The sequence below is a fragment of the Roseobacter denitrificans OCh 114 genome (assembly GCF_000014045.1).
Taxonomy (GTDB): Bacteria; Pseudomonadota; Alphaproteobacteria; order Rhodobacterales; family Rhodobacteraceae; genus Roseobacter; species Roseobacter denitrificans.
In genome coordinates this window covers 2,982,694-3,005,643 of the sequence record NC_008209.1, presented here as the reverse complement: position 1 = coordinate 3,005,643, position 22,950 = coordinate 2,982,694, and the positions used below count along the sequence as shown (strand labels likewise).

Here is a 22,950-nt window from a genome sequence, read left to right as displayed (position 1 = left end):
TTCAATATCGGATTCCAACACGATGATCCCGCTTGACAGACTTCGCCAGATTACTGAACGCTTCCAATATCTGGAAGCTGCCATGGCCGCCGGGGATGGGGCCGCTGACATCGCGGCGCTGGCCAAGGAATATTCCGATCTGCGCCCTGTCGTCGAACAGATCAGCGCCTATCAGCAGTTGCTGAGCGATCTTGAAGACGCGGCCGAAATGCTGGGCGATCCCGATATGGCGCCGCTGGCCGAAGAGGAAATTCCGCGGCTCAAATCCGCCCTGCCGCAGGCGGAGGCGGCGTTGCAACTGGCGCTTTTGCCCAAGGACAAGGCGGATGCAAAACCCGCGATGCTTGAAATCCGGCCGGGCACCGGCGGGGATGAGGCGGCCTTGTTCGCCGGTGATCTGTTTCGCATGTACCAACGCTATGCCGAGACGCAGGGCTGGAAGGTCGATTTGATCGAATTGCAGGAAACCGAGCTTGGCGGTATCAAGGAGGTGGTTGCCCATATCAAGGGGGCGGATGTTTTTGCCCGGCTCAAATATGAAAGCGGGGTGCACCGGGTGCAACGGGTGCCCAGCACGGAAAGCGGCGGGCGTATCCACACCTCGGCGGCAACCGTCGCTGTCCTGCCCGAGGCCGAAGATGTCGATATCCATATCGATGCCAATGATCTGCGGATCGACACGATGCGCTCCTCCGGTGCGGGGGGGCAGCATGTGAACACCACGGATTCTGCCGTGCGCATTACGCACCTGCCCACGGGGCTGGTTGTGACCAGTTCCGAAAAATCCCAGCACCGCAACCGCGAGATCGCGATGCAGGTGCTCAAGGCGCGGCTCTATGATCTTGAACGCAGCCGCGTGGATGATGAACGCTCCGCGGACCGGGCCGCACAGGTCGGTTCGGGGGATCGTTCGGAACGCATCCGGACCTATAATTTTCCGCAGGGGCGCATGACGGATCATCGGATCAATCTGACGCTCTATCGGCTCGATGCGGTTCTGCAGGGCGACCTCGATGAAATCATCGACGCGTTGACAGCCCATGCGCAGGCGCAGCTGATGGCGGATATGGGACAATGACCGCCGCCGAGGCGATGGTGGCTGCGATGGCGCGTTTGCGGGCGGCGGGCGTGCCCGATCCGGCCCGGGATGCGCGCATACTGCTGGCCCATGCCGCACAGGTCGACGCCGCGCGCGTGACGCTGATCGCACCGGAAGACATGGCGTCGGATATCATTGAGCGCTATAATCATCTGGTATCCCTGCGGGCCGTGCGCGTGCCCGTGTCGCAATTGATCGGCGGGCGCGAATTTTATGGGCGCCGCTTTGAGATAACCCGCGAAGTGCTTGACCCAAGGCCCGAAACCGAGAGCCTGATCGAAGTGGCGCTGTCGGCGCCTTTCAACACCGTGCTGGATCTTGGCGTCGGATCGGGCTGCCTGATCGTGACGCTTCTGGCCGAACGGCCAGATGCCACGGGCGTGGCCGTCGACCTCAGCGAGGCGGCGTGCCTGCAGGCCAGCGCGAATGCGGTGCTGCATGAGGTCGCGGATCGTGTTCAGGTGCTGAAATCCGACTGGTTTGACGCTGTTGAAGGGCGGTTTGACCTGATCGTTTCCAATCCGCCCTATCTTGCGGCCAGCGAAATGGCGCAGGTCCAGCCCGAACTGCGTGACCACGAACCGCGTCTGGCCCTGACCGACGAGGCAGACGGGTTGACGGCATACCGTGTGATCGCCGCCGAGGCGCAAGGTTACCTGAGTGCTGATGGCCGCGTGCTGGTGGAAACCGGGTGGCGACAAGCCTCTGATGTGCGCGACATTTTCGAGGCACAGGGGTGGGGAGAGCTGTCGATTCTGCCTGACCTCGGGGGGCGTGACCGGATCGTCAGCGCGTCAAAACCCGGATAATGATGGCTGGAAACGCCGCAAAACTGACGAAATTTTAGCTTTTTCGGGTTTTACTCTTGCAGGGACGCGCGTGGCATGGTTATTCAAGGGCGTTGCAGCGGTGGATGCTTTGTCATGGCGGTCCCGCGCGGCATTATGCCCAACATGTCGAATTCCCGGATTTGAGACACGCCAACAGCATATCCGGCCCTACGATTAACAGCACGAAGGCTGAGCCAGCTTCATGAAATCATCGCGATCACGCTCCCGTTCAAAGGGCAACCGCAACAGGTCCAATAATCAGGGCGGAAACGTCGTGAACCGGGTCTTTGACAGCTCTGGTCCGGAGGGTAAGGTGCGCGGCACACCGCAGCAGATCATCGAAAAATACAATCAGCTGACGCGGGATGCACAATTGAGCAATGACCGTGTTGCCGCGGAGAACTTTCAACAGCACGCGGAACACTACACCCGCATGCTGAGCGAAGCACAGCGCGAGATTGACGCGCGCCGCGAGGAACAGGAACGTCAGAACAGGGAACGGCAGGCCGAACGGGACCGAGAACGCGCGGAACGTCAGGAACGCGAGGCGGCAAATGCGGCCGCAGCGGCGGAGCAACAGCAAGCGACTGAGACCCCCGAACAGGAAGCGGACAGCGGTCTGGTTGAAACACCGGAAAGCCAGCCCAAACCAAAACGCGCACCGCGCCGCAAACCACGTGCAAAACCCGCACCAGCCGCAGAAGAGAGCGGCGAGGCGGCGTCTTCTTCCTCCGACGGGGATGACGCACCAAAGGCGGCGGAATAGGCGATTACGTCTGGTCGGCTCGCGCGTGCTATGTCGCGGCAACGGCCCGCGCCAAAGCACAAAACCCTTCGAGGCTGACACGTTCCGCGCGTTCGGTGGGTTCTATACCGGCTGCCAAAAGCCGATCCTCGATATCCGGGCCAAGGCCCTTCAGGGCCGCGCGCAGCATCTTGCGGCGCTGATTGAACGCCATCGCAACCACTTTGCTCAGCACATACGGGTCGGCCGGATACCGCGGTGCGGGCAGGGCGGTGATCTGCACCACGCTGCTTGAAACTTTGGGCGGCGGCGTGAAGGCGTCTGGCGGCAATTGCATCACAATCCGTGCATCTGCACGCCATTGCGCCAGAATGGCAAGGCGTCCATAGGCTTTGCTGCCCGGTCTGGCCACGATACGTTCTGCCACTTCGCGCTGGAACATGAGCGTCAAGCTTTGCCAGTAGGGTGGCCATATCTGCGGCGTCAACCAGCGCACCAAAAGCTCGGTCCCCACGTTATAGGGCAGGTTGGCAGCGACCCGGATGGGCGGTGTCAGGGCGCTCAGCGGGTCGATCTCCAGCGCGTCGCCGTTCATGACCTCCAGCCGTCCGGGATAGACCGCTGCAATCTCGGCAAGAGCGGGCAGGCAACGGGCGTCTTTTTCAATGGCCAGAACGCGCCGCGCGCCTTGCGCCAGAAGCCCACGGGTCAGACCACCGGGCCCCGGGCCGATCTCCAACACATCACAGGCGGACAGATCCCCGGCCTGACGTGCAATCTTGGCCGTCAGGTTCAAATCCAGCAGAAAGTTCTGTCCCATGGATTTACGCGCCGACAGATCATGATCCCGGATGACGCTGCGCAAGGGGGGCAGGTGGTCGATCGTGCTCATGGGCGCCTGCACCCGCAGGGCGTCCCGTCAGACATGCCGGGCCGCCATATGCGCGGCCAGCTTGATCGCCTCGATCATGCTGGTCGGATTGGCGATGCCCTTGCCCGCAATATCAAAGGCCGTGCCGTGATCGGGGGATGTGCGGATAAAGGGCAGGCCCAGCGTCACATTGACCCCGCGATCAAAATCCAGCGTCTTGATCGGGATGAGCGCCTGATCATGATACATGGCAATCGCGGCGTCATATCCCTCGCGGGCGCGGGCGTGAAACATGGTATCGGCGGGCAGGGGGCCGCGCAGGTTCATGCCGCTCGCCGCCAGCGCAGAAATCACATCCGCAATCCAGTCCTGTTCCTCCAGCCCCATCGCACCCCCTTCACCAGCGTGAGGGTTCAGGCCGGCAACGACGATCCTCGGGGCCTGGATGCCGAATTGCCGCTGCAAGGCAGCGTGGGTGATCGTGATCGTCTCCCTCAGCAACGCTGGTGTCAGCACCCGGGGGACGTCTTCAAGGGCAATATGGATCGTTGTGGGCACCACACGCAGCGCATCGCTGGCCAGCATCATGACCGCCCGTGACCTGCCACCCGCCAGGGCTTGCAGGTATTCGGTATGCCCGGGATGTTTGAAATCAGCGCCATCAATCAGTGCCTTTTTGTGAATGGGCGCTGTGCACAGGGCTGCGGCGGCGCCCTCCTGAACCCAAGCGACGCAAGCCGCGATCACGTCGATCACGCCTTGTGCGTTGGCAGGGTCGGGGTGGCCCGGCGTGCTGGGCGCGGCAAAGTCATGGACCAGAACGGGCAGCGAACCTGTCGGCACATCGGCAACCGCGCGCGGGTGGGTGATTGCCGTAAACGTCGTACTGGCAGGCAAATGGCGCGGATCCCCCACCCAGGCCAGCGGGATTGTCCCTTGGAGCGCATCCCACGCGGCGACGGCGATTTCGGGGCCGATCCCGGCAGGTTCACCGCAACTGATCAGGACGGGGGCCGTTGCAGGGCTCATTGGATGCGAATTCTGGCATCCGCGCGCAGTTGTTCCAGAAAGCTCTCTGCAATCGCGTTCAGCCTGCTGCTGCGCAAAGCCCGTGCGGCCTCATCCCGGCCCACATCTTCGTTGGCGGCTGCCGTGCGCCCACACATCATCAGGAACAGCAGCGTTTGCCCCTCGGCCCGTGTCAGGGCAATCGAGGTTTCGCCGGGATCCAGCTTGCTGAGTTCAACAGCGATGTCGGTGGGTATTTCGGAGGGTGGCTTGCTGCCCCGCTCAAGGACCTCGGGCGGCTGGCCCTGCGCCACACCGTAGAGGTCGTCACAGACATCAACCTGCGCCTCGACCCGGGCCGCCTGTTGCAGGCCCGCCGGGCTGCGCCCGCCCGGAATATAATAGACCGCATAGTCAATCGCTGCGAATTCAGGCGTTGACGCACCGGTTTCGCGAATGTCACGCAGCTGGAACAACGCCACGGCTTCGGGAATGTTCAGCGGTTCCGTCACTTCTCCCGGTGCCAGACCCAAGAGCAGCGGACGCAGGCTTGGCGGCAGGTTGCTCAGCGGCTGCCAGTCCAGTCGCCCGCCCTGATCGCGAGTGGCCGTGGCCGAAAAGCGGCGCGCATACTCAGAGAACTCTTCCGTTGAAGTTGTCACGGCGATTTGTTCGGCCACTTCCTGTACTTCCACCGCGCGTGAGGGCGGCGCGGGGATGATGATCTCGGAGACGAGCACCTGAATATTGCTCGCCCCGTTGGTGCTGCCAAGCGCCTGATCAATTTCCTCTTCGGAGACCTGCAGGCGCGGGCCAAAGCGGGCCGCGATGAAATCACGCCAGGATACGCCCACGCGCACGAAATCCTCAAATGTTTCGGCGGCGATCCCGTTTTCCTCAAGCACCGTCTTGAATTCGTCAACGCCAAGGTTCACCCGACCGGCAAATTCGGTCATGCCCTCCTGCAAGGCGGCGTCTGACAGTTCGAGACCTGCGTTTGCAACCGCCTGCGCGCGCAGGCGCTCGTTGATCAATTCCTCAACCACGGCCTGACGGCTTGAGCCGGGCGCGTTCAGCAAGGTCAGGAATTGCTGACGTTGTTCGATCTCGAATTCTGTGATCACCGCATCATTGACCTGAATGGCCGGGCTGAACAGGTTTTGCGCGCCAAGGGGCGGGGCAAGGCTGCATGCAGCACAAAGCGCAAGGACGCTGCAAAACTGTTTAATTCGGATCATCTGTCTGTCACCCGCATGTTTTGGCATAAGTGTCCGTTCCCCGTTTGGCCGAAAAGCCCGACAGCCCGATGGATAAGCCGAAACTGGTGGAAGGCTCAATACTTGTTGAAGAGGTATATCGGCGGCGCACGGAAAAATCGACTTCCACGCATTCGTTAAAGTACGTCAGGCTAAGACCCGCGTTCGACGCCCGATCCGCAATCAGGTCATAGCGCCAGTCCGCTGTCGCGCGCCAGTTGCGATCCACGATGTAGGAGCCGTCCAGAAACAGTTCGGAGGTATTGATGAAGCGGCTTTCCTGCGCGTCACGCGTGAGCCACAGATAACTGCCGCTGAGATCGCCAAGCCTGTGATCAAAGGACCCGCGCACCTCGGCCTTGCTGAAGCTGAAACTGTCATCGAACAGCGTGCGCGCCGTCACGGCCCAGCCGTTGAGCGTTTTGATCTGCCCAGCCACCAGATAATCCGACCGCAGCCCGGACAGGCCCGAGGCCTCGGTGAAATTCTCGTCTTCGTCGTTGCGTATCACCTGACCCATCGTCAGCGCGCTTTCCCATCCGGACAGTGCAAAGCGGGACCAGTTCACGCCAAAGGCTCCCACGCCGCCACGCTCGCGCCGGTCCGGGCTGGGGAAACGGGACAGCGCCAGCAGGTTGCCGTCGTCAAAATCCACCAGCGTGCTTTCTTCGTTCGGGATGTCCAGCTGTGTGGAGCCTGTCCATGCAAGTTGCGCAATCGGTTCGAGGAACTGCGTCGCCCCGCTGTCCTCCACGCGGGTCATCGGATACCGCAGCGCCACGGTGCTGAAGGGTGAAATCTGCGACTGGTTCTGATTGGTGCTGCTGTCTTGCGTGATGTTGAAGATATCTGCGGCAACGCCCAACCGGGTTTCGGCGCGCAGGCCGCCGGGCAGGGTCCAGCCCCGCAGCCATTCGGCCTCGGTGTTCACGCGGGACACGTCCCGCCCGACGATGTCTCTGTCCGAATATCGGATGTGATTGTGCCCATTGACGGTAAAGCGCAGCTCCCCGCCGCTGGCGGCCGGGAAAAAACGGCGCTGGTAGAAGATATCGCCGACAATGGTGGGGATGGTCGAATTTTGTTCGTTGTCACGCAGTGATTTGTACCCAATCAGGCTTCCTGCGGTGTATTCGTCTTTTCGCGCGCGGCTGATGGTGATCTGACTGTCCAGCCGATCCTTGCCGGAAAAGGAATAGTCCTGCAGATAATCGTCATCGGATGTCAGTTCGACATCGAACCTCAGCTTGAAATCATTCTGCAGATCGAATGACCCGTTGCCGAACAGATATCCGCGCGTTTCTCCGGGGCGTTCATCATCGCGGCTGATGGCCCAGTCGAATTCGATGTCACCGTTTACAAAGGCCTGCCTGTAGCGCATCTCAACAGTTCGCGTGCTGCTTGAATAATAGGGCGTGACCGTTAGGTCGCGGTCATCGCCAATCGCAATGAAATAGGGCACTTTGATGCCCAGCCCGAATTCGGATGTGCTGACCAGCGACGGGATCAGGAAACCGGTGGCGCGTTCCACTGTCGGGTCCGGCAGGCGCAGGCGCGGAAAATAGAACACGGGCACGTTGCGGATGCGAAACTGTGCGTCCTCAAAATAGATCTGGCGTTCCTGACGGTCATGGATGACGCGCCGCGCCCTGATCTGCCACAGCGGCGGTTTGCCATCGTCGCAGACGTCGCAGGAGGTGACCGCACTGCGATAGAGCTGGCTGTAACGCTCGCTCACGCGCTCCATTTGCGCGCTTGCCAGTTGAAGTTGCTGGTTGATCACCATGCGCGCCCCGCTCAGAAGCCCGGTCTGAAGCGTTGCATCCAATTCGGCGGCGCTGGCCAGAACCGTGATGCTGTCGCCATCCTGTATCCGAATGGGCCCAACGATGGTCAGCGCACCGGTGACACGATCATAGCGGATTTCTTCTGCCCGCAGGCGGGTTTGGCCCTGAAGCGCTTCGACGTTGCCACGCGCGACCAATTCGCGGTCGGCGGCAATGAAAATCTCATCGGCGATCAATGTGGCTGGGCGCGGTGGTTCGCCTTGCTGCGCGGTCGCAAGGCAGGGGACAAGCGCCAGAACGAGAATGAGTAAGCCGCGCAACATCATCCGTCCTCTGCATGTAGCAGCGGGCCGAAAGCCAGCAAGACCGACGCGATTGGTGGTGCCCATGCGGCGAGGTAAACAGGCAACTGGCCGTTTTCCCCGAGGATCAGCCCGAAACTGCGCACGAAATAGAGTGCAAAACCCAGCAGCACCGCCGCAAGAACCGCGACCCCGGTGCCGCCAAATCTGGTGTGGCGCATGGTGAATGCGCTGGCGATCAGTACCATCGCAACGAGAAACAAGGGCCGTGCCAGTTCTGATTGCAGCCAGACGCGGTGTTGCAGGGATGAAAATCCGGCCTGGTTCAACTGTTTGATGAAGTCGGTCATCTCCCAGATGGAAATCGTGCTGGGGTGCCCGAAGCTTTCGCGAATGCGCTCCACCGTCAGGCTGGACGGGATCGTGAGGCTCCGGTGTTCTGTTGCATTGCCTTCCGAATTGATGCCGCGCGCCAGTGGCCAATCCTTGACGTTGCGCAAGAGCCATGCGCCGTCCTTGAGTTCGGCGCTGTCGGCGTGAATGCGGCGCACCGGGGTGCCGATCACCTCATAGGCCAGAAATGTGACGTCAAACAGCACCGAGGCATCCGGGTTGGACCGCCATGCCCGGATCACCATCTGCCCGTCATCCGTGGCCTGACGCAGCCACAGCCCTTCGGTGGAAATGGACAGGGTCGACACGCCGCCCGTCCGGTAAATCTGCGACAGCTCGTTGTATTTTTTCGAGGTCGCAGCCACAATCGGGTTCAGCGTCGTTGTCGCAAGCGTGCCCAGCAGGATCACAACACTCACCGGTGCGACCAAAGCCCCCATCGCGGAGCGGCCCGAGGCCCGCGTGGCGATCAGTTCAGAGGACCGCGCAAGGCTCAGGAAAAACGCGACAGTGGCGAGCAGAACGATCAGCGGCAAAATCTGGCTGATCGTCTGCGGCGTATTCAGGATGACGAGTTCGAAAATACCCGTGGCACTGACGCCCCGATCCGCAAAGCGCCGCGTTTGATCTACCAGATCGACCAAAGCGATCAGCGCGGAAAGCGCGATGAAGGCGATCAGCAGCCAGGATGCAAAGCGGCGCGCGAAATACAAATGCAGGATCATCCACTTCTCCGCAGCAGGCCGAAGAAGGATCCCCTTGGCCGCGCAGCAACCCAGAGCATGGCAATCACGAGCAACGCGCTGATGAAGGTCGGCAGATACAGCAGAGGCCAAAGCTCAGGGTCCCGCCGCACAGGGCTTTGCAGGGTGCTGCGCAGACCATCAATCGCAACCAGCAGGACAAAGGCAACGCCGACTTCGCGCCAGACGCCGAAACGTGAAAAACCGCCGATCATCAGGGTTGAAAATCCGATCAACGCGGCGACGATACAGAACAGCGGATCCGCAATGCGCGCATGAAAGCTCTGGGTGATCTTGCCGATGCTGCGCCCTGTTTCGCGTGACAATTCATCCCACGGGGTGAGCAGCTGAAAGGTGGTCATTTTGTCGGGATCAAGCCGCTGACTGACATCATTTTGCACCAGCGCCGAGATATCAAAGGAAAAATCGCGGAAGTTCGCTGTGGCCAGCCGATCGGTCGCCGTCGTCAACCGTTGTGCAAGCCCATCCACCATGATCAACGACGTGCGCTCGTCGTCACGGATCAGATAGGCATGTGCGGCGGTGTAGATGACGCCTTCCTCGACACTGCGCCGGTCAGACAGGAAAACGTCGCGCAAAACACCGTCATCATCAATCTCCTGCGTGTAAAACGTCACGCCTTCCGAAGGGTGCAGAAACCGTCCCTCCGTCAACAACCGGGAGGTCGCGTTCTGAGCGATCTCGTTTTGCCTGTGCCCCAGTTGCTGCTGGGCAAGCGGCATCAGAACATGGTGCAACATCGACGCCATCAAAAACACGATCAGCCCGAAAACAAGAACCGGGCGGGCCAGCCGCACAGGGCCGGAACCCGTGGCCTGCAACACCGTCAACTCGCTTTCGTTGTTCATGCGGTTGGTGACGTAAACCGCGGCGGCAAATGTCGCGATGGGCAGCACCGTGGTGATCAGTTTCGGCAAGCCCAACGCGGTAAATTCGAGGAAAACAAGGGCGGATTGCCCGTCGCTGATCAATTCGTCAAACAGGGAAACGCCGCGATTGATCCAGAGAATGGCAACCAGCACCAGCGCGAAGAAGCCAAATAGAACCAGAAGTTGCGACAGCATGTATCTGTCGAGTCTGACCACTCCGATTCCCTCTTACGCCGTTTCTCATTCTTGCGGCCACGTTAGACCAAAGCGCGCTGTGGTAAAACTGCTATCTGGTCTTTGCGCATCAGGCGCGCTACGTCCATGGGCGTAATTCATGAAAAGAAGGCTAATGATATGACGACGCCCACCCCTGTGACCTTTCTTGAAACTGATATCGAGCGTCTTGCCGATCATGTCGGGCGTGTTTGCATTGTTGTCGATGACGCCGGGCGGACGGATGTGGCCGGGCGCCGGGTCAATCGCCTGACGAAAGGGGCGCTCAAACGCGCGCTGGAGGCAAAGGCCGAGGCCGGGCTGAAGGCAGGCAGTGTGTTCACGCTGGCCTATCCTGCGGGCATGGCGGCGGAGGCCGTGGATGTGATCTGTGTTCCGCGTGCCACCACGGTGCACAAGGCGCGCGCGGCCGGTGCGGCGCTGGGGCGCAACCGGGGTAAGGCTGACCTGTTGCTGGCGGTCGGAAATTCCAAGTGGGCGGCGCAGATCATGCTGGGCGCTGTGCTGCGGGATTACAAGTTTCAGGACCACAAGACGGGTGCGGATGCCAAGACCGGCAGCATCCATGTGATGTGCAATGACCCCGACGCGATCTCGGCCAAGGCGCAGCCGTTGCTGGCGATTGCGGAGGGGACCTTCTTTACCCGCGATCTGGTGAGCGAGCCGGCCAATGTGCTGACCACGAAAGAATTTGCGGACCGGCTTGCAGCAATGGAAAGCATCGGCCTCAAGGTCGAAGTGCTTGAAGAGGACGAGCTGGCGAAACTCGGCATGCGCACGCTGCTTGCCGTTGGCCAAGGCTCGGACAGTCCCTCCAAGGTCGTGGTCATGCAATGGAACGGCGGGGCCAAGGGCGAGGCCCCGCTGGCACTGGTCGGCAAGGGCGTGGTGTTTGACACCGGTGGCATCAGCCTCAAGCCGGCGGCAGGCATGGAAGACATGACCATGGACATGGGCGGTGCGGGGACCGTGGCAGGTGTGATGCGCGCGCTGGCCCTGCGCAAGGCCAAGGCCAATGTCGTGGGCATCGTCGGTCTTGTAGAAAACATGCCGTCGGGCAATGCGATCCGGCCGGGGGATGTCGTGACCTCGATGAAGGGCGATACCGTTGAAATCCTCAACACCGATGCCGAGGGGCGCTTGGTGCTGTGCGATGCGATCTGGTACACGCAGGAACGGTTTGAACCTGCCGCAGTGATTGATCTGGCCACCCTGACCGGGGCCATCATCGTCGGGCTCGGTCACGAGAATGCGGGGGTCTTTTCCAATGACGACACCCTGTGCAACGCGTTCCTGAAATCCGCCGAGGCAGAGGGCGAGGGCGCTTGGCGCATGCCTTTGGGTCAGGCCTATGACGATATGTTGAAATCGCCCATTGCGGACATGAAAAACATCGGGGGCCGCGCGGCGGGGTCGGTAACAGCGGCGCAGTTCATCCAGCGGTTCGTCAAAGACGGTGTGCCGTGGATTCACCTTGATATTGCCGGTGTCGCCTCCGTCAAATCCGAAACGGATTATGCGCCCAAAGGGGCCACGGGCTGGGGCGTGCGCGCGCTCGACCGTCTGGTCGCGGATCGTTTCGAAGGAGAATAGCGCCAATGGGCAAGGCCATGTTCTATCATTTGACGCGGCGTCCCATGGAAGACACGCTGATGATGCTGCTTGGCAAGGCGACGGGTGCAGGCTGGCGCGTGGTCGTGCGCGGCACGCGGCCTGACCGGATGGCATGGCTGGATGAAAAACTGTGGCAGGGGGCGGATGACAGCTTCCTGCCGCATGGTCTGGCGGGTGGTGCGCATGATGCGCGTCAGCCAATTCTGCTGAGCACCACGTCGGACATTCCGAATGCGGCCACCTGCGTCATGTCGGTTGACGGAGCAGATGTGGCAGCGGATGAGGTCGCACAATTGGACCGCGTTTGCGTGCTGTTTGATGGCAACGACGCGCAGGCGCTGGATGTGGCGCGCGGTCAGTGGAGCGCACTCAAAAAGGCCGGGGCCGCTGCGGAATACTGGTCCGAAGACAGCGGCTCCTGGCAGAAAAAAGCTGAAACCAAAGCAGGTTAGCGCATCAGCGTCAGCGTGTTGTCCGCAATCTGGATTTTGCCCCATTTCTGCAAATAGGTCATGCCGAGCAGCGAGTTGTTCATCTCGCCCTCATTTACTACCGCCACGACATCCCGGTCGGTGACATGCCCCAGCTTCATGGTGTCGAGCCGGACAGGGGCGGTGCGCACTTCGCCGTTGGCGGTCATGGCGCGGCCGTAATAGGTCAGCTCATCGCGCAGCAGGCCAGCAGCCTCGGCATCTTTCTGGGTCAGCACCAGTGATGTCGCGCCGGTATCCAGAACGAAACGCACAGGGGCGCCGTTGACCTCTGCCTCGATGTAGTAATGCCCGTTCGGGCTGCGCGGCACGACGATCCGGTTTTCATCTGCAAAGACCGATTGCTGCGGCAGGACGGTGCGCGAGATATCATCCCACAGACCATAGGCGACGACGGCACCGCCGAAAATAAACGCCCATGCGGCGGCCTGTTGGAGGGTTTTATTCCACGACCCCCGGCCTTGCATGAAAAACCATCCACTGACCATCAGGCCCAGCAGGATCAGGTAGATAAGCTGCCCGGTGTCGAAACTGTCCACTGAAACTCTCCCATCACTTACGGGTTAGATATATGGTGCAATTCGGAATTGTCAGCCCATGCCGGGCGCAAAACCAAAGGCTGCCAGCCCGTCCAGCACGAATTGAACCGACAACGCCGCCAGCAACATGCCCAGCAGTCGCGTGACAACCGTGATGCCCGTTTTGCCCAAAGCGCGCCCGACGGGGCCGCTGATCAGGAAAAATGCCAGCACAATCAGCATCACCAAGCCGGTTGCCCCAAGGACCATCACCGCGCCTTCCAGCCCCGGGCGCTGGCCCATCAACAGGATGACCGAAGCAATGGAACCCGGCCCCGCGATCAGCGGAATCGCCAGTGGGAAAACGGAAGGGTCATCGCTGTCATCTTCTTCGGAGCGATCCTCGCGTCGCTTGGTGCGCCGCTCGAACAACATGTCGAGCGCGGTCAGGAACAACAACACCCCGCCCGCAACCCGGAAGGCGGGCATGGAGATGCCGATGAAGGTCAGGAGCGCTTCCCCAAAGGTGGCAAAGGCCAGCAGAATGATCACCGCGATCAGCGTCGCCCGCAGCGCAATGCGCCGCCGCGCCTCGTCCGACATGCCATGTGTCAGCGCAACGAACAGAGGCGCAAGGCCAATGGGATCAATGACTACGAACATGGTGACAAAAGCGGTGATGAGAAAAGCCGTATCAACGATCATGGCGAGGGTCCTGAAAGCGTCGTCGCCGGGACATCTATGGGAGTTGTGCGGCAAAAGCAAAGAAACATGCGACGCGAAACCGGAATTCGAGGATCAAAGGCAGCGACTTGATCCATGTCATTCAGGCTGTGCGGGGACGGTGTAGAATAGGACCCATGCATCAGGTGGCAGACCGATGTGCATCGCTTGCGGTGGGATTTGGCCGTCTGTCACTGCGCAAACCGGAGGATATCCATGGCTGACACATCTGCTAGCGAGCCGCTGACAAAGTCGCCGCGCATCGGACCCAATGCGATCCTGCAATTGGAGGAACCGCTGGACCGCATGCTGGGGCAGGGCGCTTTGGCACAGATTCTAAAGATATCCCGCGTGGCGATGCCGTCCGGTCAGGAAATGGTCCCGCAAGAGGATGTGGGCCAGGTGCATCACACGATGTGGCGGCTGTTTCCTCAGCAGGCCGAAATCCTGTCGGAACATGCCGGGGCTGGCACGGCGCGCTATATTGCGGCCAACCGTATCCCGAAGGCCGCGCGTGTGCTGCTGCGCGTGTTGCCGCGTGGACTGGCGGAAAGACTGCTGACCAAAGCCATCTCGGATCATGCATGGACGTTTTGCGGCTCAGGCGTGCTGGATACCAGACGCGAGGGCGGGGAAATCCACTTCATGCTGCGTGAAAACCCGCTGGCGGACAAACTCACACAGCCGCCGCATCGCTGCATCTGGCATGCTGCGGTTTTCGCCGAATTGTTCAGTCTGGTCCTTGGGCGCGCCTACTTTTGCAAAGAGATCTCGTGCTGCGCGCTTGGGGCGGATCTGTGCCACTTTGTGGTCAGTCGCACGAGGCCCACGGGACATTTCAAAGGGTTGCAGCTTTAGGCCGCGCCGGTCTTTTCCAGTTTTTCCAGGGCGGTCATCCACATAGCTTCGGCGCGCTCCAGCGCATCCATCACCTCGGCGTATTTCTTGTTCCACACGTCAAGCTCACCGCGTTTTGCATCATCATAAAGCGCCGGGTCCGCGAGTTTCTTGGCCAGTTTGTCGCGCATGTCATTCAGCTTTTCGACGCGGGCTTCGGATTTGCGCGCCTCGGCGCGCAGCGCCAGGATTTCGTCGCGCGAGGGGCCTTTGACGACCGGCGGTGTGGCGGGTTTCTTTGTGCTCTTGCTCACCGGTTTGGTGGGGGTCAGCAGCATCTTGCGATAGCTGTCCAGATCATCCTCATAGGGCGTCACCGTGCCATCGGACACAAGCCACAGCCGATCCGCGACCATGGACAGCAAATGCATGTCGTGGCTCACCAGAATGACGGCACCGGAATAGGCGGTCAGCGCCTCCACCAGCGCTTCGCGGCTTTCGATGTCGAGGTGGTTCGTCGGCTCATCGAGGATCAGCAGATGCGGCGCATCCAGCGTTGCCAGCAATAGGGACAGCCGTGCCTTTTGCCCCCCCGACAGCCGTCCGACTTCGGTTTCCGCCTGCTCGGGCCCGAGGCCAAAACCCGCCAGTTGCGCCCGCAGCTTTGAATGCAGCACACCGGGACGCGCAGAGATCATATGTTGCAGGGGCGTCTCATTGACGTGCAATTCATCGACCTGATGCTGGGCAAAGAACCCAATGCGCAGCTTGTTGGCCTTGACCGCCTTGCCCTGCATCAGGACCAACCGATCAGACAGCAGTTTGGACAGTGTCGATTTGCCTTGCCCGTTGCGCCCCAGCAACGCGATGCGGTCATCCTGATCAATGCGCAGGTTCAACCGGTTCAGCACCGGCGTGTCTGTATAGCCCACGGCACCGCCTTCGATGGAAATGATGGGCGGCGACAATTCTTCGGGTTCGGGGAAGGTAAAGACGCGTTTGGCTACCTGTTCGGGGCTGGCGATCATATCCATCTTTTCGATCATTTTCAGGCGGGACTGGGCCTGTTTGGCCTTGGAGGCCTTGGCTTTGAACCGGTCCACAAAAGCCTGCATATGATCGCGGCGGGCCTGTTGTTTCTTGGCCATTGCCGCTTGCAGCGCGCGCTGTTCGGCACGTTGGCGGGCGAATTGATCGTAGGGTCCCTGATAAAACGTCAGCTTGCGTTCATCCAGATGCAGGATCGCACCGACCGCGCGATTCAGCAGACCCCGGTCGTGGCTGATGATGATGACGGTATGCGGGTATTTGGCGAGGTAAGCCTCCAGCCAAAGCGCCCCCTCAAGGTCGAGGTAGTTCGTCGGCTCATCCAGCAGCAACAAATCAGGTTGGGCAAACAAAACCGCTGCCAGTGCCACACGCATCCGCCAGCCACCAGAAAAATCGGAACAGGGCTTGAGTTGTTCGTCGTCATCAAAACCCAACCCCTTGAGGATCGTTGCCGCGCGTCCTTCGGCGGACCATGCGTCAATATCGGCAAGCCGCGTCTGGATTTCCGCGATGCGGGTGGGGTCACTGGCCGCTTCGGCTTCCTGCAGCAGGGCCGCGCGTTCGGTATCCGCTGCGAGCACCGTGTCCAGAAGGGATGTCTCAGACGACGGCACCTCCTGGGCGACGCCGCCGATCTTGGCACGTGTGGGCAGGGACAGATCACCACCATCCAGCGTAAGCTCCCCGCGGATGAGTTTGAACAAGGTTGTCTTGCCCGCGCCGTTGCGCCCCACAAGGCCGACCTTGTGACCATTGGGAATAACGGCGCTGGCCCCTTCAAACAGTGGGCGGCCTTCGATGGAAAAGCTGATGTCATTTATACGCAACATAGCCCTTGCACTGAACGACTGTCGCGCGCATGTCAATGTGCCTCCTGCATTCGGGTGGCGCAGACTGAATTAGGGTCTTTTCGGCAAGCAGGGCGCGTGATAGATGCGCCGCAAATCAAACCCCTTGCAGGAGACCAACCATGGCCCTAGAGCGCACATTTTCCATAATCAAACCGGATGCGACACGCCGCAACCTGACCGGTAAGATCAACGCAAAATTCGAAGAAGCGGGACTGCGCATTGTTGCACAAAAACGCATCCACATGACCAAGGCGCAAGCCGGTGTGTTCTATGCCGTGCATGCTGAACGCCCGTTTTACGACGAGCTGTGTGAATTCATGGCCTCCGCGCCGGTCGTGGTGCAGGTTTTGGAAGGCGAAGGGGCCATCGCAAAAAACCGCGAAGTCATGGGCGCGACAAACCCGGCAGATGCTGCACCTGGCACCATCCGTGCAGAATTCGCCGAAAGCGTCGGTGAAAACTCGGTCCACGGCTCAGACGCACCCGAAACCGCGGCTGAAGAGATCGCGTATTTCTTTTCGGGCATGGAACTGGTCGGCTAAGTTACCTGTCTCAAACAGATATAAGGGTCAGCGGCTGCGCTGGCCCTTTTTTGTTGGCTGCAGCACGCCAATCTGGTTCATCAGACGTTCGAATTCGGAATGTCCCTGGTCAAAAGCTTCGGCCTTGATGGCGTCAAACCGGGCGCGCAGGGCTATTTTCTCGGCCCCCTTGCAGTCATTCCACGGCCGATCCTGAAGCCCCATGACCAGCACATAGTATCCGATGAAATGCGGCTGCGTCCCGGCGCGCAACAGGGCCGCGTAGGTGGCATCTGCCCCAATGGCGCGCACCTGTTCGGCGGTGTGAATACCCGCCTTGGCGCAGGCCGCCTCAAAGGCGGGCCCCAGATTTCTGATGGAGGAGATCGCGGACATCATTGCCCGATGATACCGTCACACGGGCGCAAAGGCCACGGCCTCCTGCCGCTCAGATACTCGCGTAATCGGTAATCGGCGGCGGCGGTGTTGGTGGTGCAGTTCCCGTGGTGGGGGGCGGTGTTTGCGGCTGTTTCGGTTCGGTTGGCATGAAACTGATTCCCATCGTTAACGCAATAAAGATACCTGTGTAGGCTTAACGTCAGGTTTGCCGGTGACGCGTCATCTCCGTGTTCAGAATGTGGCGGGTTCGCTCAATTCGTGCCAAATCCGATAGATCGTTTTTTGCCGGTATGTCTGACCCGGGCGTAAAACAATGCTGGGAAAAGCGCGGTTGTGTGGCGCGTCAGGCCAGCCTTGCGGCTCTAATGCGATACCTGAAAAGGGCCTCAGAACACGTTGATCATGAAGTGAAATAGGCACATCGTGTAAACTGCTGCCATTGTAGATTTGCAGTCCCGGTTCCGTGGTGTCGATTTGCAGGGTCACACCTGACGGACCGCGCAAGCGCGCAGCCGGTTCGGGGCGCGCGCGCCGTATTTTGGCAAGGCATAAGTTCGCATCCAGTGTTCGGTCGATTGGGATCGCCCGCAGGGTTTGAAAATCATAGGCTGTTTGCGCAACAGGCGCGATTTCACCTGTCGGCAGGATTTGTTGGTCGACCGGCAGGTAGGTATCCGCGTAAACCATCAGATGGTGGTTCTGTATGGTGTCTGCGTTGCCAAGGTTCCAATAGGGGTGATGCGCGAGATTGATGGCCGTTGCGCGGTCGCTTTGCGCCGTCAGTTCGAGCACCAACTGGCCATCATCCGTCAGCTCGTAATGTGCCTCAACTCTCCGATTGCCGGGCAGCCCATTTGCGCCATCTGGCAACTCGCATCGCAAGGAGACGGCCGCCGCTGAACACCGCAAGACTGTCCACATGCGTGCGTGCAGCCCGCTGGCCCCGCTGTGCAGGCAGGCGCTGCCTTCATTCGCTTCCATACTGAACGCAGCGCCCCCAATCTGGAGCGCCGCACCGGAAATCCGGTTTGCAATCGGGCCGATGACGGCACCAAAATAGCGCAGGTGGTCCGTGTAAGCCTCTGCATCGGATGAGCCGATCACGAGGCTGTCGGGATGCCCGTCAAGCCAAAGCCCTGCCAAGGTCGCGCCAAAAGGCAGAATCTGAGCGGTCAGCGATGCGGAGCGCAGCGAAATCATGTGGCGAACCCTTTGTGCGATCTCGCACGCAGTCTAGACCTTGCGCGCGTCAGATACCACGCCGCATGCGCCGCACCCTCAGCGGAGCATCCAGCCCTGATCCATCTCGGATAAATATACGCGATCTCTTCGGGCGGTGCCACGGTCCACAGTTGAATTTGAAATGAACCGTTTGAGCAATTCCGTCTGAAACTCGAACTCCATCGCCTTGTCGCTGATGGCCTTGGCAAACGCACGGTCCTGCGTGAGGTTGAGCATATCAAACGCGCGACACAGGTTCAGGATCGGCAGGCAGATCTCTTCCAGAATGTTGACCGCCAGCTTGTCACTATGTGTCGCATAGGGTTCACTGAACCCGACATCGAGTTTGAACGCATTATTCACTGTGCCCATGAACTCGGTGAAGCGAAAGATCGCATTGCGCGCGCCATCTTTGGCTTCCATGACCATGACATGCGCGCCTGCCAGCACAAGACCCGGCAGTTCCACAAGAAAGTCGGGAAGCGACAAAACTTGTGCCCCCTCGGACAGGGTTTTCAGGCTCGCGCGGATCGCATCGGTGAGGCGGGGTGCGAGAATGGTGTTCAGATCGCAGGACTCCTGAAACGAGACGCGGTTGCGAAAGTTCCGGCCAATCACCTCGCAGGACCGGACGGACACTTCCTCGGTATTTTTTAAAGTCAAATTCAGTGTTAACGTTCGATCTGACAAACCAGACCGCAGTGATTGAATCTCAGGTAAAGTTTCCATGAACTTGCACCTCTCTTTTTATAACTTTATCCGGTAAATATGCGTGTCTGACGTGCAGAGAGGGTAAACGGAGCGTACGGTGCCTGTTGCGCGACGGCCAAGGTTCTGAATTTACGCGGTTAAAAATACCCTGTAGTGGTTTGATGGCAGTGTTTCGCAACTGCAAGTTGCCGATTGCAGGGCGGCATCCGTTAACATATGACTAAATGGCCTGACGGCCAAAAGGACTTGCGGGGACACGGAACGTGAAAGACGAGAACAAAGATATCACCATCATCGGCATCGGGTCTTCGGCTGGTGGTCTTGAGGCAATCCGCGAACTCGTCGCGACCTTGCCGACGAATATGAACGTGGCATATGTGGTCGTTCAACACATGTCGCCTCATCACAAAAGCCTGATGACCGAACTGGTTGCGCGCCAAACCAGCCTGAGTGTAAAGGATGTCAAGGACGGCATTCTGCCAGAGCCGAATGTCATATACGTTACCCCCCCGAACACCGATATCATCTATGATGATGGCAAGCTGCGTCTGATCGAGCCCAGTCATGAGGTGGCATCGCCCAAACCCTCCGTCGACCGGTTCTTGTTGAGTCTCGCTGATCAGCATGGTGAGAGCGCCATGGCAATCATCTTGTCCGGCACAGGGACAGACGGTGCCTATGGTGTGCAGGCGATCCGCGAGGCAGGCGGGATCACCATTGCGCAGGATACGGAAAGCGCCAAATACGACGGCATGCCGATGTCAGCGATGCAAACGGGTTGCGTTGATCTGGTCTTGCGGCCCTTCGAAATCGGGACGCACTTACAGAAGATACTCTCCTCTGCCCGTGACTTTGATGCCTTTCGTCAGGAAACGTCCGACACCAGCCCGGCATTGGATCTGTTGCAAATCCTTCTTGCCCGCACGCGCGTGGACTTTCGCGAGTACAAGCAAACCACGATCAACCGGCGCATCGAGCGCCGTATGGTGGCCCTGGGGATCGAAACGCATGCGGAATACACGCAATTCTGTCGTGAGAATCCGAATGCCGTGGATGCGCTCTTCAAGGATCTGTTGATATCGGTCACCCGGTTTTTCCGCGACAAGTCCGAGTTTGAGCAACTCAAGGAGATGTTGCCCGCACTGCTCAAGAAAAAGGAAACCCGCCCGTTTCGGGTCTGGATCGCCGGATGTGCAACGGGGGAAGAGGCCTATTCGATCGCGATGCTGCTCTCGGAAGCGCTTGGGGGGCCAACGGTAAACCTCAAGGACCACGTGCAGATATTTGCAACTGACATCGATAAAGAGGCTTTGGACGTCGCACGCAAGGGCGTCTACGGGATGGCCGCGCTGAACGACATCCCCAAAACCCTGTCGGATCGCTATTTCATGACGCAGAACGATGGCATCCGGGTGATCGATTCCCTGCGTTCGGCCATCCTGTTTTCCGATCACAACGTCTGTCAGGATCCGCCCTTTCAGAAGGTGGATTTGCTCTGCTGCCGTAACCTTTTAATTTATTTTGGAAATGCCCTGCAGCACAAGGTCATGTCGCGGTTCCACTACGCCATGACTGACAACTCCCTGATGTTCTTGGGGACGGCGGAAACAGTCGCGGGGTCCGACGAGATGTTCGTTCAGGACAGTCATTCTGCCCATATATACCGGCGCCGCTCGATCCGGCGGTCCGATCAGAACGTGTTTTCCAATCCGCGAAACCTGCCACAATCGCGCAGTAAGGTGCCCGCACCGGCCAAACAGGGTCAGGAGCAGGGCCAATCCACGGACCGCCAAATGTTCGAGGCGCTGGCGCTCGCTCTGGGCAAGAATTCGGTTTTGGTAACGGATGATTACGGGATCATCCGGGTCTACGGGAACGTCAGCCCCTTCATCGAGATGAACGAGACCAGCAACCTCAAGATGCATATCGACCTGTTGCGCCGGCCATTTCGTGAAGAAGCACGCAGCCTTGTGACACTGGCCCTCAAACACGGCGAGCATCGCAGTGGCGTGCGCCATCTGTTGGCGGAAGACGACGATGCCGAAATCCGGCTGGATGTTTATCCGATCGTGGCGCGCGACATCAACGAACGTGCGGCGCTGGTGGTGTTCTCCGAGATGAAGGTCGACCGCTCGAAGGCGGCCGGTACGTCGGAGGTCGACGAGGATACGGTCTTTGAAAGCGACAGGATCCGTTTGCTCGAAGATGAAGTGGCAACAACCCGCGAGGCCCTGCAGCAGACCATTGAGGAGTTGGAAACCTCCAACGAGGAACTGCAATCCCTGAACGAGGAATTGCAATCCACCAATGAGGAATTGCAGGCCACCAACGAGGAATTGGAAACCTCCAACGAAGAGCTGCAATCCACCAACGAGGAGTTGATTACGGTCAACGAAGAGCTTCAGGTCACGGCGGCGGAACTGAGCGGGCGCACGGGCGAATTGATGTCGGTCCTTGAAACCGCGCCGCTGTCGATCATGGTGCTGGATACTGCCTTGCAGATATCGCAAGCGACCAACGCGGCCTGCGATATGTTCAGTCTGGCGCGTCCGGTGTCCAATCCGCATGTCAGCCAATGTGTGCTGCCCAACAACTTCCCGCCGCTGGCCCCGATCTGCAACGAAACCCTCAAACTGGGCGAACCGATCTCAAAGGAATTTAATTCCGGCGGCTCGCGCTACAAGCTGACCAGTTCGCCTTTCTTTGACATGCGGGGCCAGATGAAGGGGGTCACGATCGTGATCTCTGCATTTCCGGGCCTGGCGCAGGAGTTGGAGCTTATTCTGGACCATGGTGAACTCTATATGCTGAACCGGGCCCAGGATGGCACCATCCTGCGGATCAGCGAAAAGTCGGCACGTTTTTTCGGCACGACACGGAACAAGGCAGAAGGCGCCAATTTCTACAATCTGGTGTCAAGGAGCATTTCGAACACCATACGCGAACATGATGCGCGGCTGATGAAGGCCGAGGGTGGGCATCTGCGCGATATGCTGCGTCTCAGATCTGTCGAAGACAACACGGAAATCTGTCTGAATTCAGAAAACTTCCTCTTTGATAACCTGGCAGGGGGGGAGGCGTCGATTTATACCATCGGGCAGGATATCTCTGAGGTGATCGAGACACGTGACAAGGCAGAAGAATCTCTGGCTCAGTTGATCCTGTTGCAGGAAATCGCACGTATCGGCTTCTGGTCGCTGGATCTGGAGAATGATAAAGTCTTCTGGTCCGAAGAGGTGTATCGCATCCACGGCAAAGATCCCGATACATTTTCTCCGAAACTGGAGGATGGATTGTCTTTCTATCACCCTGATGACCGCAAAACGGTGCAAGCTGAAGTGGAAAAAGTGCGCACACTGGGCGGAGAGTTTCATTTCAAAATGCGCATCATCAATGCAGACGGGGAAACGGTTCCGGTTGAGTCCTTCGGTCTGGCCCGTCAGGACATGCACGGCAACATCGGCAAGATCATTGGCGTCTTTCGTGTCTGTGAGGACGAAGGGCCCACAACTCACTAGCGCATGTGCACTGCCTGTGCCCGTATATGCGCAGGCATGGGGGCACGCTGGCAGAGGGGACATCCCGGACACATCGATGCGCGCCTGCGCTTGGAATCAAAACGACTGGCGCAGTCGCGTCATGGTCTGAAAGTGCAGATATCCTGAAACTGCTGCCGGCGCGCTTCTGCGGGCGGCTGGCACTCCTTGCAGGTGTCACGCCGCGAGAATGACTGTTTCAGCGCGTCACACCGCCCCCAAAACCAAAATCTCCCGAGCCAGCCTTCATGCTACGCAGCCTTTTGATGAAAGCTTGGGCAGTCGATCCTGCGATTGAAAAAACCTTGCCAAAAAAAATT

General features: G+C 59.5%; 20 protein-coding genes. 8 read left to right on the top strand and 12 right to left on the bottom strand.

Annotated elements, in window-relative coordinates; all coding sequences use genetic code 11:
• Window positions 1-22: 22 nt before the first annotated feature.
• The 3 genes from prfA (at window position 23) to RD1_RS14365 (ending at window position 2,695) form a co-directional block, all read left to right on the top strand.
• Window positions 23-1,078 (top strand): peptide chain release factor 1, encoded by a 1,056-nt coding sequence (gene prfA / locus RD1_RS14375; RefSeq protein WP_011569251.1) that lies wholly within the window; start codon window positions 23-25, stop codon window positions 1,076-1,078.
• Window positions 1,075-1,908 carry a peptide chain release factor N(5)-glutamine methyltransferase gene (gene prmC / locus RD1_RS14370; RefSeq protein ID WP_044033168.1) on the top strand — a complete coding sequence of 278 codons (834 nt, stop codon included), beginning with the start codon at window positions 1,075-1,077 and terminating at the stop codon, window positions 1,906-1,908. Before prfA ends, prmC begins: the two co-directional genes overlap by 4 nt.
• A 223-nt stretch (window positions 1,909-2,131) precedes the next feature.
• On the top strand, window positions 2,132-2,695 hold the full coding sequence (locus RD1_RS14365) for a DUF4167 domain-containing protein (RefSeq protein ID WP_011569249.1): 564 nt from the start codon (window positions 2,132-2,134) through the stop codon (window positions 2,693-2,695).
• A 28-nt stretch (window positions 2,696-2,723) separates the two neighbouring features.
• Here RD1_RS14365 and rsmA read toward each other — a convergent pair whose 3' ends face one another.
• From rsmA to lptF, 6 genes are read right to left on the bottom strand one after another with little or no spacing between them, the layout of a single operon-like run.
• Window positions 2,724-3,566 (bottom strand): 16S rRNA (adenine(1518)-N(6)/adenine(1519)-N(6))-dimethyltransferase RsmA, encoded by an 843-nt coding sequence (gene rsmA / locus RD1_RS14360; protein ID WP_011569248.1) that lies wholly within the window; start codon window positions 3,564-3,566, stop codon window positions 2,724-2,726.
• Between the two features lie 27 nt (window positions 3,567-3,593).
• Complete coding sequence (gene pdxA, locus RD1_RS14355; RefSeq protein ID WP_011569247.1) at window positions 3,594-4,574, bottom strand: 4-hydroxythreonine-4-phosphate dehydrogenase PdxA; 981 nt, start codon at window positions 4,572-4,574, stop codon at window positions 3,594-3,596.
• Window positions 4,571-5,791 (bottom strand): peptidylprolyl isomerase, encoded by a 1,221-nt coding sequence (locus RD1_RS14350; protein ID WP_011569246.1) that lies wholly within the window; start codon window positions 5,789-5,791, stop codon window positions 4,571-4,573. The genes pdxA and RD1_RS14350 overlap by 4 nt, the downstream gene beginning before the upstream one ends.
• Window positions 5,792-5,798: 7 nt before the next feature.
• Window positions 5,799-7,922, bottom strand: coding sequence for an LPS-assembly protein LptD (gene lptD / locus RD1_RS14345; protein ID WP_011569245.1), 2,124 nt, complete (start codon window positions 7,920-7,922; stop codon window positions 5,799-5,801).
• The gene (gene lptG, locus RD1_RS14340) at window positions 7,919-9,016 is read right to left on the bottom strand and encodes an LPS export ABC transporter permease LptG (protein WP_011569244.1); all 1,098 of its coding nucleotides are present in this window, start codon (window positions 9,014-9,016) and stop codon (window positions 7,919-7,921) included. The genes lptD and lptG overlap by 4 nt, the downstream gene beginning before the upstream one ends.
• Complete coding sequence (gene lptF, locus RD1_RS14335; protein WP_011569243.1) at window positions 9,013-10,140, bottom strand: LPS export ABC transporter permease LptF; 1,128 nt, start codon at window positions 10,138-10,140, stop codon at window positions 9,013-9,015. Before lptF ends, lptG begins: the two co-directional genes overlap by 4 nt.
• 138 nt (window positions 10,141-10,278) lie before the next feature.
• On the opposite strand from lptF, the gene RD1_RS14330 reads away from it, so the two are divergent.
• Entirely contained in the window at window positions 10,279-11,751 is a 1,473-nt protein-coding gene (locus tag RD1_RS14330) for a leucyl aminopeptidase (RefSeq protein ID WP_044033481.1), read from the top strand.
• A gap of 5 nt (window positions 11,752-11,756) precedes the next feature.
• Window positions 11,757-12,224 carry a DNA polymerase III subunit chi gene (locus RD1_RS14325; RefSeq protein ID WP_011569241.1) on the top strand — a complete coding sequence of 156 codons (468 nt, stop codon included), beginning with the start codon at window positions 11,757-11,759 and terminating at the stop codon, window positions 12,222-12,224.
• On the opposite strand, the gene RD1_RS14320 is transcribed toward RD1_RS14325, so the two are convergent.
• On the bottom strand, window positions 12,221-12,802 hold the full coding sequence (locus tag RD1_RS14320; RefSeq protein WP_011569240.1) for a retropepsin-like aspartic protease family protein: 582 nt from the start codon (window positions 12,800-12,802) through the stop codon (window positions 12,221-12,223). The genes RD1_RS14325 and RD1_RS14320 overlap by 4 nt on opposite strands.
• Before the next feature lie 51 nt (window positions 12,803-12,853).
• Complete coding sequence (locus RD1_RS14315) at window positions 12,854-13,483, bottom strand: MarC family protein (RefSeq protein WP_044033480.1); 630 nt, start codon at window positions 13,481-13,483, stop codon at window positions 12,854-12,856.
• 237 nt (window positions 13,484-13,720) lie between these two features.
• Here RD1_RS14315 and bchJ point away from each other — a divergent pair, with 237 nt between their 5' ends.
• Window positions 13,721-14,362 carry a bacteriochlorophyll 4-vinyl reductase gene (bchJ, locus tag RD1_RS14310; protein WP_011569238.1) on the top strand — a complete coding sequence of 214 codons (642 nt, stop codon included), beginning with the start codon at window positions 13,721-13,723 and terminating at the stop codon, window positions 14,360-14,362.
• Here bchJ and RD1_RS14305 read toward each other — a convergent pair.
• Window positions 14,359-16,221 carry an ABC-F family ATP-binding cassette domain-containing protein gene (locus RD1_RS14305; RefSeq protein WP_011569237.1) on the bottom strand — a complete coding sequence of 621 codons (1,863 nt, stop codon included), beginning with the start codon at window positions 16,219-16,221 and terminating at the stop codon, window positions 14,359-14,361. The two genes, bchJ and RD1_RS14305, sit on opposite strands and share 4 nt — an antisense overlap.
• Before the next feature lie 140 nt (window positions 16,222-16,361).
• Between RD1_RS14305 and ndk the strand changes: the two genes are divergently transcribed.
• Complete coding sequence (gene ndk, locus RD1_RS14300) at window positions 16,362-16,784, top strand: nucleoside-diphosphate kinase (protein ID WP_011569236.1); 423 nt, start codon at window positions 16,362-16,364, stop codon at window positions 16,782-16,784.
• Window positions 16,785-16,811: 27 nt separating this feature from the next.
• Here the strand turns inward: ndk and RD1_RS14295 are convergent, their stop codons facing one another.
• The 3 genes from RD1_RS14295 to RD1_RS14285 all read right to left on the bottom strand — a co-directional run bounded on the left by RD1_RS14295 (window position 16,812) and on the right by RD1_RS14285 (window position 19,046).
• Window positions 16,812-17,162, bottom strand: a complete 351-nt coding sequence (locus tag RD1_RS14295) for a TfoX/Sxy family DNA transformation protein (RefSeq protein WP_011569235.1) — start codon at window positions 17,160-17,162, stop codon at window positions 16,812-16,814.
• 231 nt (window positions 17,163-17,393) lie between these two features.
• Window positions 17,394-18,362: an aldose epimerase family protein gene (locus RD1_RS14290; protein ID WP_011569234.1), complete on the bottom strand. Its 969-nt coding sequence runs from the start codon at window positions 18,360-18,362 to the stop codon at window positions 17,394-17,396.
• 78 nt (window positions 18,363-18,440) lie between these two features.
• The gene (locus tag RD1_RS14285) at window positions 18,441-19,046 is read right to left on the bottom strand and encodes a hypothetical protein (RefSeq protein WP_245897296.1); all 606 of its coding nucleotides are present in this window, start codon (window positions 19,044-19,046) and stop codon (window positions 18,441-18,443) included.
• Between the two features lie 311 nt (window positions 19,047-19,357).
• Here RD1_RS14285 and RD1_RS14280 point away from each other — a divergent pair, with 311 nt between their 5' ends.
• The gene (locus tag RD1_RS14280) at window positions 19,358-22,612 is read left to right on the top strand and encodes a chemotaxis protein CheB (protein WP_011569232.1); all 3,255 of its coding nucleotides are present in this window, start codon (window positions 19,358-19,360) and stop codon (window positions 22,610-22,612) included.
• The last annotated feature ends 338 nt before the right edge of the window (window positions 22,613-22,950 follow it).